Raw genomic sequence first — 17,415 nt, forward strand, 5'->3', positions numbered from 1 at the left:
CTATCGCATCGCAGTTGTCGCATGTGGGACCATCGTTGCCTGAATCAAAACAACATCATCAAAGCTGTAAACTTAACACTTATCAAGATATCGTTGTCCTCCTGCCATGGAGCGAAATATCGGCATCATGTTTGGCACCATCACGATAACAACAAAGGCGTAGCATCCATGCGTAAGTTGTTCGCCTGTCTTGGAGCCGCTTTACTGGCCGCTATTGTGGCTGCCGGTGCGCAAGCGTTTCCGCTCATCATCGGGAGCAAGGAGTTCACTGAGCAGCGGCTACTTGGTGAGATAACGGCCCAGTACCTGGCGCATCTCGGTTACGAGGTAGAACGATCCCCTCGAATGGACAGCACCTCTTTGCGTAAAGCCCAGGAAAAAGGCCAAGTCGATCTGTACTGGGAATACACCGGCACTGCACTGCTGATTTACAACAAAGTCGACGCAAAACTCAGTTCTCCGGACGCCGTCTACCAGAAGGTCAAGGCTCTGGATGCTCAAAAAGCACTGGTGTGGCTTGAACCGTCCCGAGCCAATAACACCTACGCGCTGGCTATGCGTCGGGCGGATACCGAGGCATACAGCATCACGACATTGAGCGAACTGGCCCGGGCACTGAACGGTGGCCGGAAACTGACACTGGCGACCAATGGCGAGTGGTACGCACGCGACGATGGCCTGAAGGCATTGCAGAAAGCCTATGATTTCAAAATCGAGCCTTCCCGGATCATGCGCTTGTCTACCGGCCTGACCCAAGTGGCGCTGAACGAAGGCCTGATCGATATCGCCCTGGTGTTCGCCACCGATGGCCGAAACAAGGCGTTCGATCTGGTCCTGCTCAAAGATGACAAGGGCTTCTTCCCTGCTTACCAACTTGCGCCAGTCGTCCACAAGGAAGCTCTCGCAGCAAACCCTCGACTGGCCAAACAACTCAGTGCGCTGACGAGGCACTTGGATAACGAGACCCTGTCGACACTCAATGCGCTTGTTGATGTTGACCGTATCTCGGAAGAAGAGGTCGCTAAGAACTTCTTATTAAATAGTGGATTGATGTAGCAGAGCGGCAGCATGTATTAACGTGCGTACTCCGGCCCATCGAGGCCGCTCATTCCGTTTCATCGTGACCGATTTCCGAGATGACGTCGAATCGTGGTGTTATTGGCACCCATGCACCCAATGCCGAGGGGTGTCCGCGATCTGCTCAACGGGTACGATCAAGACTTCCATCTCTAAGACTTGGTTTTGTTACCACTCTCGTAGTTAGACGTGCTGTCGCTACGAAACCCTGGACTGAACATCATTATTGAACGGCATATGATTTATTAAAAACAATATGTTACAAGTAAATACCTGGACATGATTTTAATCGAAGTTACGCCAGAGTCGCTCATTGAAGAGATAGGCCTCATCGTCGTTTACACTGTAAAAAGTGAAACACTATCGAGGCCAATATGCTGATCGTCTATCACGCACAGGATATCGCCGAAGCCCACATCGTGGCGGGCATGTTGCGCGCCCAGGGTATCGATGCCCATGTAGCCGGGCACTACCTGCAGGGCGCGCTCGGCGAGGTGGGCACCTTCAATCTCGCCCAGGTACAGGTCAGTAACGAAGACTTTCTCGAGGCCCGTATTCTGGTCGAGGAGTACGAGCGCAACAATCGAAACGAGGAGCAACATGGATCTTAAACTGAAAGACCAGGTGGTCATGATCGCGGCGGCGAGTAAAGGGATGGGATACGCAACCGCACTGGAGTGCGCGCGTGAAGGCGCGATCGTGTCGATGGCCAGCCGCGACAAGGATGCGATCGAGGCGGCTGCCGAGATGATTCGGCAGGAGACCGGCGCCAAGGTGAAAGCCTATAGCTTCGACGCCAGCGACGCGCAGAGCATCGCCCAGTGGGCAGAGGATACGCTGAAGGATCTTGGACCGGTAAAAGGTCTGCTGGTGAACGCCGGCGGACCGCCCACAGGACAGTTCGACAGTTTCGACGATGACGACTGGCAAAGCGCATTCGAACTGACGCTGCTCAGCTCCGTTCGCATGATCCGTGCAGTCCTCCCCAGCATGCGCGCCTCTGGCGGCGGCTCGATCCTGGCGATCACCTCTTCGTCGGTGAAGGAGCCGATCGATATTCTGATCCTGTCCAACGTGATGCGCTCTGGCGTTACCGCACTGATCAAATCGCTGTCACAGCAGCTGGGTGCCGAAAATATTCGCCTGAATACGCTGATCCCGGGCAAGATCGATACCGACCGGTTACGCGGTACCAACCAGGCGCAGGCACAGAAGAAAGGTATCAGCCTGGAGGAGCACAACGCACAGATGGCCGCACAACTGCCGATGCGGCGTTTTGGCGATGCCGATGAGGTGGGCAGGGCCTGTGCTTTCCTGCTATCCGATGCGGCCAGCTATATCACCGGCGTCTCATTGGCAGTCGACGGTGGTTTGATTAAAACGGTGTGGTAAGCGTTGCTGCAGACAGGGCCCATAAAAAATAAAAAGTATTTGTTGACTCCTACAGGGGGCCCTGTAGACTGACCGCAGCTAGTAAGTAAGTCTCATATTTATGCAAACCATTTCGACGCCCTGCCTGTAGTAGTTCGTCCTGTCTTCATAAGTACGGCACCACTTCAAAGCACGACCGCCCTATCGAGACTCGACTGAGAGTTCGAGACGGCAACCCAAAATATTGATATTCAGGAAATTAGCATGTCTACCACTACCGGCACTGTAAAATGGTTCAACGAAACTAAAGGCTTCGGCTTCATCGAGCAGGAAAACGGCCCGGACGTTTTCGCTCACTTCAGCGCTATCAGCGGCTCTGGCTTCAAGACGCTGGCCGAAGGCGACCGCGTACAGTTCACCGTTTCTCAGGGCCAGAAAGGTCCTCAGGCCGAGAACATCGTAAAGATCTAAGCGGTTTTAGCGGTCGCAAGACCCTAGCCACTTGATAGAAGGGAGCGAAACTCAGTTTTGCTCCCTTTTTGCTATCAGGTCACGATGTTTTCGCACAGCTAGTAAGCGATGAGTAAACGTCGTATACTGGCGACAGATAAACCAGAAAATGGAGTCTCTATCGATGGATATCTCCTCGATCGACACACTGATGAGCCAGACGCTGACTTCGCAGGCACACGCCGCCAAAGTCAATTCGATGGTCAAGGACCAGATGCAGACCAACGGTGCACTGGCGGTAGAGCTGGTAGAAAGCGCTTCCACCCGTCCGGTTGACCCATCCAGCCCGCTCGGTCAGAACATCGACGTTCACGCCTGATTCTGCGTCATCAACGCGTCGGCACCTTGAACAGCTGCTCGCGGTAACGCATCACGACCCCTCGGGGTATGATCTCCTCGATACGCAGTTCGGGCTTCACCCGCTGCCCTTCGCTCATCATCCGATCCCCCAGCTTCACCCGACGATCAAAACGTGACTCTGCATAGATATGCACGCTGAACCTGAGTTCGGGGAGCTCCCGCTGTATCTCAGCCGGCAGTTGGCGTAGGTAAGGGATATTCGCGTAGGGATCCGGCTCGATTTGAGCTTCAGCCGGCGCTGGCGCGCTTTTTTCAGGCACTCTTATAAATGCTTTAGATGTTTCGGCAGGTTTCACTGTAGAGGGGTTGTCGCCAGTCGCGGCGTGTTTTCGCTCTGCCGGCGGATTGAGCACCAGCTTGACCCCAACCAGCTCGGACTTTTCATTCTCGCTTGCACTACCCTGCGCAGCGGCATCCGCTGGAGCGGGTATGGGCTCGCTACCGACCGCCATCTCTTTCGACGCGTCTGCCGGCAGCTTGAACAGCAGAATTCCGGCCACCAGGGCGGCCAATACGGCACCGCCCAGCCACCAAACGAACGCATGGCGCTTCTTGCCACCGGGGTCGGCAGTCATGTCGTACTCCGGTGCTCTTACCGCCGCTTCCGGTGCCGCATTCGCCTCGCGCTTCGCCTCAGACTCTTTTAACGCCTGCAGGATGTAGGACATGTTCAGCTCCTCGGCCCACTCAGCCTGGGCAGGTCATCTTCCGTGGTGCTGTTCAGCAGAATCAACGTACGCGGCCCCGCTACACCGTCGATATCAAGCCCCTTACTGCGTTGAAAACTGCGCACCTGCTCAACCATCCCGGCATCGTACTGCTTGCGTTGCGGTTGGGTCAGCACCCTGCCCTCGGCCCTCGCCAGATGCTGTTCCAGCCAAGCCACCGAATCGCCACTGGCGCCGGGCCAGAGCGGCGTACTGTAGTCGGGTGGCGGTCGCCACAGGAGTGCAAAACGCCCCGGCCAAGCCGAATCCAGCAGCTCACGTGCGATGGTAAACTCCGTGCCATCCGAATAGATCTGCGCACTCTGGTCACTGAGTGATAAAACGAGGACCTGGAAGCCAACCCCGTCCCGTTTCAGTTCCGTTACAGCCGGTCGATCAAGCTTCTCCAGTAACCTGGAGGTACCATCAAGGCTCAGACAGGCCAAACCTTGAGACTCGGCATAATCACAGACCACCGGCTGCTGGCGCGGGTCGTAATCTACCCCCCAGGCCTCGAACAGGCGGCGATAAGCCAGCACTTCAGCCAGGTCCCGATCCTCCTGAACCTTCCAGTTCCAATGCTGTAACACCGGTTTATCATCGGCTATCGGCTGAACGACAGGGGGCTGCTCAACTGGCTGTTTATCGTTACTACCAAGCAGTGCCGGATCGGGCGCGGTGTTTGCTGTCAGTGCTATCGCATCTGGCTGCACTAACGCCGCCTCCTGAAGAACCGTTACCGCCGCTTGTTGAACCGGCCGAACAACGATAGGCCGCTCCGGTTTGCGAATGTCAGCCGACGGCGAAGTGTCCGCCTGAACCGGGGTATTGAAAACTGAGGTAACCCGCTCGAACCAGGCACCACCGCCCTCTTTATATAGCACCGACAGCAGAAAGCCCGTTCCCCAAGCCAACAAACCGGCCAGCAGCGCCGCAGTCAGGATCATGCGCTTGCTCGTTCTGGAGGGCATCGACAGCGGCACCTGGTCGCCGAGCACCTCTTTCGCCGCCTGCTTGAGCGTTGCCGGGCTGACCTCATTCTGTTTCTGCACATAAGCACCCAGCAGTGCTCGATCGCTGATCAGATTGATAAGCCGCGGCAGCCCGCCGGAGAGATGAAAAAGCTGCTTGAGCACGGGCTCCGGAAACACCGGCCGGTTTAGCCCGGCCACCGAAAGCCGATGCCGGATATACAGCGGCAGCTCCTTCATCGACAGCGGCCCCAAGTGATAACGGGCGGTGATCCGCTGGGAGAGCTGGCGCAGATCCTCTCGCGCCAGCAGCTCCAGCAGTTCCGGCTGGCCGAGCAGGATAATATTGAGCAGTTTATGCTCGCTGGTTTCCAGATTGGTCAGCAGACGAATCTGCTCCAGCAGATCCACCGACAGCTGCTGTGCCTCATCGATAAGCAGGACGGTATTGCGCCCTTCAGCATAGCGTCGCAGCAGCTCCTGCTGAATATGGTCAACCAACTGTTTCACGCTCCCGGTCTGCACAGCCGGCAGCTGCAACTCATCGCAGATCGATTGTAAAAGTTCGATAACGCTCTGACGTGGATTCAGAATGACCGCGACATCGGTATGCTCGGGTAGATGCTCAAGCAGCTGACGTGCAACAGTGGTCTTGCCGGTGCCCACCTCGCCGGTCAGCAGCACAAACCCCCCATCTATTTTTATGCCATACAATAGATGGGCGAGCGCCTCCTGATGCTGCTCGCTCATGAACAGGTACCGGGGGTTGGGGGCGATCGAAAACGGCGACTCACTCAGGCCAAAATAGTTACAGTACATGATCGGCGCCAAACTCTATGTTCGATACCGTTCACTATAGACACAACTGCACATATTTGCGGTCTCACGACTGCGACAGTTGGCATATGAAATTTGCGCAATTTAAGGTTATCTTGCGTGTAAACTTATCCTGTCGAGTTAATAGATCGTTAACTATACTTTCCACCAGTCAGTGGAGATCAATTTTGAAATAGCACTGTCACTTTATTGGGCATCTAGCTGTGGACAGTATAAAAGTAAGATCAAATCCCAGGACACCGGGGATAAGGGATGCCATCCTTTTAGATCTGTCTCTTGAGACAGATAATATAAATGAACTGGATGCGATACCGGGCTGGGTGTTACATCAGGAAACGAGCTTCGAGCAGGCTGAAAAGGCTCTGCTGGAGAAAAGCTTTTATGTGGGCATCGCCCATTTCGACTGGTCGGATCCGCTACTCCGCTCTCAGTTGATCAGTTTCTTCCAACAGCACAACCAGATCGCGTGGATTGCGATCATTCAGCCTGAGCAGCTTCGCGATATCGAACTGCGCCGGGTTCTGTTCGAAAACTTCTACGACTATTTCTCGCTTCCGATCGGCGACAACATCGACAATCTGGCAACGGTATTGGGCCACGCCTACGGCATCTTCCACCTGCAAAACCTGGATAGCGAATCGGTTGGCGTGGATGATGAGTTCCAGATGGTGGGTACCAGTCGCCAGATGATGGAGATCTTCGACCAGATCAGAAAGGTCGCCAAAACGGACGCCCCCGTACTGATCACCGGCGAAAGCGGTACCGGCAAGGAGCTGATCGCCCGCGCCGTTCACCAGCGATCAAAACGCAGTCCCTACCCCTTCGTTGCCGTCAACTGCGGCTCTCTACCCGACAGCCTGATCCACTCAGAGCTGTTCGGTTACGAAAAGGGCGCGTTTACCGGCGCGGCACAGCGCAGGCTGGGCAGGATAGAAGCGGCGGCCCAAGGCTCGCTGTTTCTGGACGAGATCGGCGACCTGGATCTGAACCTCCAGGCCCATATGCTGCGCTTCCTGCAGGAGGGTACGATCGAACGACTGGGCAACAACACACCGATGTACATCGATGTGCGGGTCATCGCTGCGACCAATATCGACCTGGAAAAAGCGGTCGAACAAGGGCGTTTCCGCGAAGACCTGTTTTATCGACTCAGCGTGCTCAACATCGAGCTGCCACCACTGCGGGAGAGAGGCGAGGACAAGGAGCTGCTCGCACGCTTCTTCTTCAAGAAGTTCGCCAGCGACCATAACGGCCAGCTACGCGGCTTCACGGACGATGCGATCGAGGCGATCAACAACTACTCCTGGCCGGGCAATGTGCGCGAGCTGATCAACCGCGTGCGCCGTGGCATGATCATGAGCGACAACCGGCTGATCACCGCACAGGATCTGAAACTCGCGGATGATATGGGTAGCCACGAACCCCTGCGCACGCTGGACGAAGCACGCTCTGTCGCGGAAAAACAGGCGATCTCTCAGACGCTCAACCGCTACGACCACAATGTCTCACGTGCCGCCAAGGCGCTTGGGGTCTCACGTGTGACGCTCTACCGTATGATGGAGAAACATCACCTGGATGGCCGGAATCAGCCATCTTCATACGGAACCCACCACGGCTGACGGGTAGTAGCCCAAGAGCGGGCGTACACCCATAGTTACAACTTCGACTTTTCGGCGGTGCCTGCCCCAGCACCAAGTAGCCATAAGTCTTTGAATTACGGTAAATACCGTACGAATGGCCCGTATGCTGCATTCTTCCAGCAGTAAATGGAGCGCAGCCGTATGATCCGACCCAACCGGCGTGTCCTACTCAAACACCGCCTAGTCAACAGGGAATCCGATACAGGACGTGAGCGCCCAGAGCAACACGAGTCTGTTGCAGAGATTGCCACAACTCCCGCTCCGGAGGCCGGCGCACATTCTCTGACAGGTAGCCTTTCCCCTGAATCCTGGAAGCGTTTCAAACCGAGCTTCCCCTCCATCGAATCCGTACATTCCCGCTCTGCCATTGTCCTATGGGATGAAATGGACGACTCTTATAACAAAACAATCTAAATCCTTTTCTGTTACGATTTCGAGCCAAGGGGTGTAACAATAAAATTACACTTCGCGCCGTCCTGTATTTGTATTGAGACAAAAACTTAACAAAAACACCGAAAAGCACCTTGATACTGTTTCAATTAATTAACACCAACTCGAGAATAAAATATATTTTGTAACGATAAAGTATCAGTGTAAATTTTTATTAAACCCCTGTGTTAGTCCCGCCCTACAAATACCACTTAAATTTAGAAATATACGCTGTTAATATCCACACCAGCTTAGGACGTTAATGAATTGAAACAGATCCACAGTCGCATTCTTAACACTGTCAACCTGTTTCAACATTAGTGGCCGAATCCCGATATGAGGTGTTCAGCGGCAATACAGATCAGCAGCAGGAACGCAAACCAGTGTTGCCGATAGATCAAGAAAGTTAACAAACGTTAGATAAGATCCTCTCCCGAAAAGGCAAGGCTCATAGATAGAGCCGCGCAAAGTCACGGGTCCTGTGCTGATGAACAGCACGAACGGACAGCCGGACTGCCGAAGGAGAAAGTCTCTCTTTGGAATCGTCGCCAGAGGATCTTGCTGAATTTTATTTTTCAGGAGGTCCGCGATGCGCACGACTCTGTCCAAAACATTCCCAACCTTTGCCATGCTTGGGCTCAGCGCTGCGATCGGCAGTGTCACGCTTCCCGCTTTTGCCAATAGTGCAGAAGAGCACAGTCACAAGGCTGCTGCCGTCGCTCAGGCTCACCAACAGGCAGCCGAGCATACCCAGGCTCTAATCGCGTTGCAGAAGCGCTGGAACCAGTCGCAGGGCAGCGCCCGCTCCACCGCGCTGCAGCAACTGGTCGCGAAAGCGGAAGAGCGCAAGGCGTTCCTGTTGGAGCTGATGCAGACCAACCCGGCCGAAGCGCTTCGCGTGGTGATCCCGGAAGAGAAGCAACTGGGCATGCCGGATGCCGTTATCGCCAAGCTGGAGAGTCGCATCGAGGTTGCAGGCGAAATCGAGCGTTACTATGAAGATTATGCCGATGGCAGCCACGTGCTTAAGACCTTTCTGGTTTCCAGTTTTGGCGAGCGCTTCGAGCTGCATCAGAGCAACGCCAAGGCAGAACTGTTCCAGGGCACCAAGGTCAAGGCTGCCGGCTGGCTGTTCGGCAACGACACCGATGGCGATACCTCTGGCGATCTGCTTGTCGGCGATCAGCTCGAAACTCTGTCTCAACTGGCCGACGGCACTACCGCCGCAGCCGGTGACGTGGTACCGGCACTGACCAACACGCTGGGCGAACAGCGCACCCTGCTGATGTTGCTTAATTTCAGCGATGACAAATCCCAGCCCTGGAGCGTTGCTCAAGCGCAGTCGATGCTGTTCGGCACAGTCAACAACTTCATCCAGGAGAACTCCGCCGGCCGTAGCTGGGTTACCGGCGATGTATCAGGCTGGCACACCTTGTCGCTCAGTAGCACCGTTTGCGACAGCCTCAGCGTACGCAACCAGGCGCTTGACATCGCCAACGCTCAGGGTATCGACATCAACAGCTACGACCGCCTGATGTTCGCCTTCCCGAAGAATGCCTGCGGCTATACCGGCTCCGGCACCATCGGCGGCTCACCCAGCTACACCTTCATCAACGGTTCGATGATTCTGCGCACTGTAGCCCACGAGCTTGGCCATAACCTGGGCCTGTTCCATGCCCATTCCCTGGAGTGTGGTACCGAGACAGAGGGCAGCAGCTGCACCGAGTACGCCTACGGAGATACCCTGGATATCATGGGCTACTACAACCGCGTCGGCCACTTTAACGGCTTCGCCAAGGAGCAGTTGGGCTGGCTGAGCCAGAAAGAGCTGGTAACCGCAAGCAGCGGCGGCCAATACCAACTGGCACCCTATGTCAGCGGCAGCGAACAGCCCAAGGTGCTCAAGGTGTTGAAAAGCGCGGACTCGATCAACGGCGACAGCTGGTACTACCTGGAGATGCGTCAGCCCGAGGGCGAGGACGCCCAGCTGTTCGACGGCACCAAGGTGGATGTCAACAACGTGACCCAGGGGATCATCGTGCACACCGCGGTCCAGGGCTCGGGCGATACCGGCAACCTGCTCGACATGACCCCTGGCAGCGCCTCCTTCGGTTATGACGATTGGGAGGATCCGGCACTGGTAAGCGGCTCCAGCTTCACCAGCCTCGACGGCAAGGTGGCACTGAGTGCAGATTGGGTGGATGCCAACAGCGCGACCGTCAGCCTGTCCCTGAACGGCTCCGGCGGTTCCGGCACCACCAGTTGCACCCTCTCGGCACCGAGCATCAGTGTCAGCGGCGGCTCCAGCCTCTGGGGTTACGCCGGGGAGATGCTGAGCTACACGCTGAACGTGGCCAACCCCAACGGCAGCGAGTGTGGCACCCTGCAGGTCAACCTCGGTGCCCAGGTACCCTCAGGTTGGAGCGCAGGCTTCAGCAAGAGCACGCTTAGCCTGGCCGCCGGTTCAAGCAGCAGCCTGACCGTCAACGTCACCTCCGCGACCGATGCTGCCCCGGCCTTCTACGACATCGAGGTAAATGCGACAGAGAGCAGCAGCGGCAAGAGCGGCAGCACCACACTGACCTATGTGGTTGAGGAGGAGACGACCATTCAGCCCACCGAGCCGACCGACACCAACACCGCGCCCGTGGCGTCCGACGATGCGGCCACACTGAGCAGCACCACCTCGATCACCATTCCGGTGCTGGCCAACGACAGCGATGCCGACGGCGACACCCTGCGCATCGCGGCAGTAGGCTCCCCGGCCAAGGGTACGGTGCGGGTCAACAGCGACGGTACGCTGACCTATACCCCGGCGAAGAGCTTCAAGAGCAGCGACAGCTTCAGCTACACCATCAGCGATGGCAAGGCGACAGCTACCGCCAGCGTAAACCTGAGCCTGAGCGGCAGCACCGACTCCGGCAGCGGAGGCGGCAAGGGTAACGGCAAAAACCGTTAATCTGAAAAGCTTCACAATCGCCGCTCCTGCGCGTCCATGCGCCCACGGCATACCGTACATCCTGTACATAAAGGGCGGTCCCAATGGGAACCGCCCTTTCTTTATCCAACGCCGGAGATTCATCCGCTATGAATGGGTTGATGAATTACTCAGGTGTCGGTTCCGGCTCTACGCAAAGATCGCAAACGGCCTCGACACTGGCCATAGCTTCGACGGTGGTAAAGAGACCGTCGCCGCTGACATCCACCGTATCGCTGAAGAATGCTTCATGCGGTACAGGGCTGTTGCTGCTGGCCGGGTAGTAGCTACCGGTTACCGTGACCTCCTGTCCCGGGTCAAGCGAGCTCGGGTAGCTGCTGAATACAACATCCGGGGTATCCAGGATACTCAGGTTGTTGAGGACTTCGTTACCCTCGTTCTTGACGGTGACTTCAACATCCGTCTTGACCACGACCACTGTGATACCGTTGCCGATATCGAGTGATTCCAGGCTGTTGGTGCAGGACTTGGCCACTGAGATATCGGTTGTAATATCGATATCGCAATCGGCCGAAGCCTCATTGCTGGTGGCACTGGCATAGGCACTGCCGCCGGTGTTGTCGATCACCGTATCGCCGGTGGCCTGTACCGTGTCGCTATGGACGTAGGTACGGGTATTATCCACCGTGCCACTCAATACCAGGTCTGCCAGATCCGGACTGAAGGTCTTGCTGAACGATTTGGTTTGTCCCGGAGCCAGGGTATCGTCAGTCAACAGATCACCCAGCTCGGAGTCCACCACATCCACATTTTCAAGCGCTACCGGCGATGGGTTGTACACCGTACCCTGAATAGTGAAGGTGACCGATGAGCCGTCGAATATGTCGTTTTCATCGACACACTCCTTGGTCACCACCAGTTCAGGTACCGGGATGTAGGCACAATCCTCCGCGGCCACACTATCGGATTCGCTGAAAACGGCGGGCGGGCTGCCGAGTGCGGCGGTCGCATTGACTGTCAGCGTATCGCTGTGGGCGTTGATCTCCTGATCGAACTCTTTCAAGAACGGATAGTCTGTATCCGGAGCCAGTACGGACGGGAAGTCGGAAGCGGTGATATCGCCTTCGGTATCGACCACGCTGTCCACGTTGAGTGCCACGTTACCGGTATTGTTGACGCTACCGTAAATCGTGAAGTGGACGCTCGCACCGCCAGGGTTGAGTTCGGCGGTACAGTTCTTGATCACCTCAAGTCCCGGAGTGACGTCGAACGCACAGCTCGTATTTGCACTGCTGTCCGCAACCGACAGGCCGGTATTGCCGACGTCCGCGGCATCGGTATAGGCATAGACCTCAACCGAGTTATCGGCCTGCAGATCACCGGGAATGGTCGTGGTGGTGTATCCGGCAAGGTACAGCACCTCTTCCGTCGCACCAAGATCGAACCGCACGTCGTTGGTACCCAGCCCGAAAAGTCCGGTCGGTACCTGGTCGCCGGCGCATGAGCCATCGTTGCCGGTATCGAAACAGACCTCGGTGATGACCGCGCCGCTGAAGGTATCCAGCAGGTTGGCGATATAGGCGATACCGCCGTTGTTCTTCACCGTACCGGAGAAGCTGGCTACCAGTTGATCGCCCGTCGCATTCAGATCGGCGACTATACAATCCTTGGTGACCTCGATACCGCACACGTCAAAGCCTTTGATCACGAAGTCTTTCAACTGGGCTGTTTCAGAACGTGAAGAGCGGGTTTCCGCCAGGAAAGAGCTGATACAGGGGGTTGAGCCCAGAAGCTTGGTGACGTTGATACCACCCTCGAAAAAGCTCTCGTGCGGCAGCGGATCGCCAAGCAAGCCGCCTTTCGGAGTGTAGTCCCAGGCCGGAACGCCGTTATCCTCGACGTTGGTAATGGCGCAGGCTTCGGTTCCGCCCGTACCATCGCAGATCGCGTTGGCGAAGGTACCGACCAAGTGCAGGTTGTCTGCAACGTTGTCATTGCCAAGATCCAGCGGGTCCCATTCGTAGACCTTGACCTCCGGCTGCGCACCGGAGCCTTGAGGATACTCCACCAGTACCAACAGGTCGCCCGGCGCCCCCACATGATCGGCATCCTTGGCGACGTGACCTCCGGCCGGAACGCTGTCGAAGCGGTTGGTTGCCAGGTTGGCGGAGATATCGTTCTGGAAGAACCAGAAACCGGCAAAGGCGTCACCATCGTTGGCGTAACGGTCGAGGCCGAAGTAGATGATCAGGTCACCGACGCTGTGCACGCCGGTCTGCTGCCCCTCCTGCACCACATAGGCGGCGGCGTAGGCGTTGGTGATATCGTCCTTGTCCGGTACCGAACCATCCTTGTGCCACCACTCGGTGGTGTTGAGTGTATCCTTGGAGCCCCCTTTCCAGTAAATGGTTTCCGGAGCGGGATCATCATCAAAGGTCGTGGCGATGGCGGCGGTTGAAGCGGGATTCAGGTAGACCGTATCCCAGTCATCACCGAAATAGTTTATACCACCGACAGCATCAGGATCCGGTATGGCATCCGCTGTGTTACCATCCAGCTCGAACAGTCCCGGTGGGTTACCGTCGACCGCATATACAGCCGCGGTCGTCACCAGTACCATCCCCATAATAATACCGGTCAGAAAGCCCGGTACCGTCTTGAGCAGTTTTAAAAATCGCATGTTCCACCTCCTGCGGTCTGTATCGACAGACCTCTATGCAGAACGGCGCCAGCGATAACGGCACCGCTGTGGACATCGAACCATCCATCCCGAAGCCTACCCTTCATCCCTGGCCCCTGTCCGATACAAATCGACAGGGCCGGATCGGCTTCATACCTCGGAAGCGCACAGGTTCTCGCTCGGGTTTGGCATCAGGGGCGGGATGGCCTGCAGAACTTCCCTCTTCATGAGTGATGGCGTAGTGCCGTCACTCACCCTTGGGTTACAAGTTCCGCGCCACCTGGATATTTTCGTTCATATTCATAAGGTTAGGTGACAGCGTGCAGTTTATGGGAAGGTTATCTGTAAACATAGATAAACAGCCATCATGGACGCGGTTACCAAGCTACTGATTCTATTGGCGTTTCAGATCGGCAAGGGCTGTTTCAGCAGTGAGCACAAGGATAAACTGGCGTGTAAACTGTTCAGATCGCGTAGCAAAAGGCGATGGAGCGTAGACTCCATCGCCTTTGCTTGCGTCGGGGGGATTCGAGCCTCCAGCTCGTTGCCCCTAATGCGTTACCGCCTTAGTTAAGCGGACAGCCATCCTGGCCGTTGTTGTACATATCCAGCTCCCAGGCCTGATCGATCATGGTCTGGCGATCCTTGCTGGCCAGTGCATCGTTGGTCAGTTGCAGCACCTCGGTGATGCTCAACGGGAAGTCCACATCGCTGTCGGCCGCGTTGAGCAGCGAAGCCACTGCGGCACGCATCAGGATCTGGGCAGCTTCCCTCAGGGTCTCACCACCGTCGAACATCAGCGCCTGCAGCATGGTCTGACTGCCGAGATCGCCGTAGATGCCGCTACCGTTCGGGATGATAAAGCCCGCATCGGTAAGCATCATGCTCGGGTAGTAGGGTGAATCCCAGGAATCGAAGTGATTTTCCTGCTTCCAGTACCCCGGAGTACAGCCTTCGTCTCCCGGAGGCGGCGGTACCACACAGGTTGCATCGTCAAAGGCCGATACCGGCGCACCTTCGATGGCATCCTCACCTGCGGCCAACGCTATATCGGTAGACGGCCCTTCAGCCAGTACCGTGTATTGGCCTGAATAGTTGGCGGAAGCGCCAATATCCAGTGAGATCGGACCCAGTACCATTACGTCGTCACTGGTATCACCCGGCGTACCGCTGTCATCAACCACGGTCACGTTGTTCAATGCAACGTTACCGGTGTTGGTGACGGTACCGCTGAAGGTGATCGGATCGCCGTACATGGCGGGATCGACACACTCCTTGGTTACGGCAATGGCCGGCAGGATATCCGCTGCGCAGAACGCATCGTCCTGAGCACCTATAGGTAGTCCGGTCAGAGCGTCATTGGCGCTGACCGAGGCGATATCGGTGGAGTCACCACCGGATGCACCGAAGCTACCGGAGTAGTTGGCCGATTCACCGATATAGAGGGTGATCGGACCGAGCACCGTAACGTCGTCTGAGGTATCGCCCGGCGTACCGCTGTCATCCACCACGGTCACATCGGTCAACGCCACGTTACCGGTATTGACCACCGTGCCGAAGAAGCTGACATCGATGCCGGTGCCGCCGCTGTTGATATCGGCGATACACTCCTTGCTGATCTCGATGGCAGGCAACGTATCCGGTGCACAGCTTGCGGGCTCGTCATCGCTGACCGGCGAACCGGAGAGCAGACCATTACCGCTGGCATAGGCCGTATCGCTGGAGCTGGCAACGCCAGACAGATTGAACGAGCCGGAGTACGGAGCACTTTGACCCACGTTCAGCTGTCCGATGGTAGCGACCAGTTCAAGGCCGTTGCCATAGTCGTCGTAGACCTCCACATTGGTCAGCGCTTCGTTACCGGTATTAGTCACCGTACCGTCGAAGGTTACAACCAGTCCGTCGCCAAGTGCATTGATCGAGGCGAGGCAGGACTTGGTGACCTCTATGGCCGGTGTAACGTCCGGTGCACAGGATGCCGAAGCGTCATCGTTGAGCGATGCTCCGGTCAACGCGCTGGTGGCCGATGCATAGACCATATCGCTCGGCGAGATATCAGTGGTCATGTAGCTGCCGGAATATGGCGCACTGGCTCCCGGCGCCAAATCACCGATATTGACGGTGGTATCGTCGCTCGGATCGCCCGGCGTACCGCCGTCATCGACAACCTGGACACTGGTCAGCTTGGTGTTACCGTTGTTGTACACGAAGCCATCGAAGGTAACATTGACCATCGTACCGTCGCCGCTGAGTGCGGCCAGACAGCTCTTGTCGACATCGAGTACCTCGTTCACGAAGGCGTCGCAGTCGGCAAAGTCGGTCGCGCTGACCGATGCGCTGCCACGTGTACCGGTGGCGATTACCACATCATGGGAGGAGATCTCGCTGGTGTGGAAGAATCCGCTGTAAGGCGCTGATTCACCTGCCGGTATAACCTGCGGACCAAAGACCACCTTGTCGTCGCTGGTATCGTTCGGCGTACCCATGTCATCCTCGACGGTAACCATCAGGTCCAGGCCGCCGGTATTGCTGACAATGCCATCGAAGGTAACCAGCACCTGATCGCCCTCGGTCGTCACTTCAGCCGAGCACTCCTTGGTGACCTCGATCGAGCAAACATCGAAGGCCCCCAGTACGAAGTCCTTCAACTGAGCCGTTTCGGAACGGGATGAACGGGTCTCGGCCAGGAAGCTGCTGAAACAGGGTGCATCCCCGCCCAGCAAAGCACTGACGTTGATGCCACCTTCGAAGAAGCTCTCGAACGGGAAGGTGCCTGCAGAACCGAACTTCGGCTCGTAGGGCCAGGGCGCGGTTTCATCCTGATGGTTGGTGATGGCACAGGCCGGGCCGGTATGGCCGGCGTTACACTCGGCGGTTCCGGAGTACAGCTGCTTCAAGTTGGGCGCGGCATCCTGTTCTGCCGGATTCCACTCATACACCTTGACCTCCGGCATGGCGTTGGATCCTTGCGGATACTCCACCAGCACCAGAATGTCGCCGACCATATGGTTACCGACAAACTCGCCGTTGGCACCAAGCCCCACCTGATCCTGGAAGAACCAGAAACCGGCAAAGGCATCACCGTTGTTGGCGAACCGATCCAGGCCAAAGGTGATGATCAGATCACCGGGATTGTGCACCTCCGTATCCACGGTATTGATATACGCGGCCGCATAGGCGTTGGTGATTTCGTCCTTTGGCGGCGAGGAGCCTTCGGTATACCTCCATTCAGATACGTCGTTGACATCCTTTGAACCACCACCGGTGAAGATCGACAGCGGCGGCGGATCCGCCAGAATACCCGTGAATGCGACAGCACTGCCGGAGTCCGGGGGCGTATTCCAGTCATCCCCCATTAGGGAGATGTCGTCTACCGCGTTGCCATCCAGTTCGAAGACACCCAACTCATCCACCGCCTTGACGGTCAGCGCTGTTACCAGGCCTGCCGCCAGGATGGCGCCGATAAGGAAGGATAGCACTCGAAAGAATGGCAGTTTCATGAAAGATAAGGACCTTCTCATGTCCCACCTCCGTTGGCGAATACGAGATTCGCCACTTACGTTGCGCACCGGACCCTAACAGGAGGGCCGGCGCAGATGACAGAGAGTCGACCCGTTAAAGAGCCTTTCGTGTCAACGCCAGCCATCCAGGGCTCTACCCAAAAGCCCCAGTTCGGTGTGATATCCGCCTTCGACGGCAGGGATAAAGAGTCTGCCTTGAAGGCCCCCTTGTCCCCGGGTACTAGAGCGCCCAGAGGCAAATCGAAAACTGCCTCTAAGCAAGCAAGATTGCTGCCAAAATATAAGCATTTGTTTTATATGGATTTTTTAAAAACAAAAGGTGTCAGCACTGTTGATGGGTAGTTACACCCTATTTCGCGGATTTTCTAATAGGT

Annotated in this window: 11 protein-coding genes and 1 riboswitch; of the genes, 7 read left to right on the plus strand and 4 right to left on the minus strand. The window is 56.5% G+C overall.

Features of this window, described 5'->3' with window-relative positions:
• Positions 1–168: 168 nt before the first annotated feature.
• The 5 genes from KQ940_RS07845 to KQ940_RS07865 all read left to right on the plus strand — a co-directional run bounded on the left by KQ940_RS07845 (position 169) and on the right by KQ940_RS07865 (position 3,277).
• Positions 169–1,056 carry a glycine betaine ABC transporter substrate-binding protein gene (locus KQ940_RS07845; protein WP_217412883.1) on the plus strand — a complete coding sequence of 296 codons (888 nt, stop codon included), beginning with the start codon at positions 169–171 and terminating at the stop codon, positions 1,054–1,056.
• 395 nt (positions 1,057–1,451) lie between these two features.
• The gene (locus tag KQ940_RS07850; RefSeq protein WP_217412884.1) at positions 1,452–1,688 is read left to right on the plus strand and encodes a putative signal transducing protein; all 237 of its coding nucleotides are present in this window, start codon (positions 1,452–1,454) and stop codon (positions 1,686–1,688) included.
• The gene (locus KQ940_RS07855; protein WP_217412885.1) at positions 1,678–2,469 is read left to right on the plus strand and encodes an SDR family oxidoreductase; all 792 of its coding nucleotides are present in this window, start codon (positions 1,678–1,680) and stop codon (positions 2,467–2,469) included. The genes KQ940_RS07850 and KQ940_RS07855 overlap by 11 nt, the downstream gene beginning before the upstream one ends.
• A 243-nt stretch (positions 2,470–2,712) precedes the next feature.
• Positions 2,713–2,919: a cold-shock protein gene (locus tag KQ940_RS07860; RefSeq protein ID WP_188749857.1), complete on the plus strand. Its 207-nt coding sequence runs from the start codon at positions 2,713–2,715 to the stop codon at positions 2,917–2,919.
• A gap of 163 nt (positions 2,920–3,082) precedes the next feature.
• On the plus strand, positions 3,083–3,277 hold the full coding sequence (locus tag KQ940_RS07865) for a putative motility protein (protein ID WP_217412886.1): 195 nt from the start codon (positions 3,083–3,085) through the stop codon (positions 3,275–3,277).
• Positions 3,278–3,287: 10 nt separating this feature from the next.
• On the opposite strand, the gene KQ940_RS07870 is transcribed toward KQ940_RS07865, so the two are convergent.
• Together KQ940_RS07870 and KQ940_RS07875 are read right to left on the minus strand one after the other, a co-directional pair.
• Positions 3,288–3,986, minus strand: coding sequence for a general secretion pathway protein GspB (locus tag KQ940_RS07870; protein ID WP_217412887.1), 699 nt, complete (start codon positions 3,984–3,986; stop codon positions 3,288–3,290).
• A gap of 2 nt (positions 3,987–3,988) precedes the next feature.
• A complete protein-coding gene (locus KQ940_RS07875) occupies positions 3,989–5,815 on the minus strand; it encodes an ExeA family protein (RefSeq protein WP_217412888.1) in 1,827 nt (608 codons plus the stop codon).
• Between the two features lie 326 nt (positions 5,816–6,141).
• Between KQ940_RS07875 and KQ940_RS07880 the strand changes: the two genes are divergently transcribed.
• Positions 6,142–7,452 (plus strand): sigma-54 dependent transcriptional regulator, encoded by a 1,311-nt coding sequence (locus tag KQ940_RS07880; RefSeq protein WP_485020576.1) that lies wholly within the window; start codon positions 6,142–6,144, stop codon positions 7,450–7,452.
• Between the two features lie 880 nt (positions 7,453–8,332).
• Positions 8,333–8,423: riboswitch (cyclic di-GMP riboswitch) on the plus strand.
• A gap of 68 nt (positions 8,424–8,491) precedes the next feature.
• A complete protein-coding gene (locus tag KQ940_RS07885; protein WP_217412889.1) occupies positions 8,492–10,861 on the plus strand; it encodes an Ig-like domain-containing protein in 2,370 nt (789 codons plus the stop codon).
• Between the two features lie 145 nt (positions 10,862–11,006).
• Here KQ940_RS07885 and KQ940_RS07890 read toward each other — a convergent pair whose 3' ends face one another.
• Positions 11,007–13,520, minus strand: coding sequence for a hypothetical protein (locus KQ940_RS07890; RefSeq protein WP_217412890.1), 2,514 nt, complete (start codon positions 13,518–13,520; stop codon positions 11,007–11,009).
• A gap of 566 nt (positions 13,521–14,086) precedes the next feature.
• Positions 14,087–17,020: a DUF7507 domain-containing protein gene (locus KQ940_RS07895; RefSeq protein WP_217412891.1), complete on the minus strand. Its 2,934-nt coding sequence runs from the start codon at positions 17,018–17,020 to the stop codon at positions 14,087–14,089.
• Positions 17,021–17,415: the final 395 nt, after the last annotated feature.

This window comes from Marinobacterium ramblicola, assembly GCF_019084545.1.
Taxonomy (GTDB): domain Bacteria; phylum Pseudomonadota; class Gammaproteobacteria; order Pseudomonadales; family Balneatricaceae; genus Marinobacterium_D; species Marinobacterium_D ramblicola.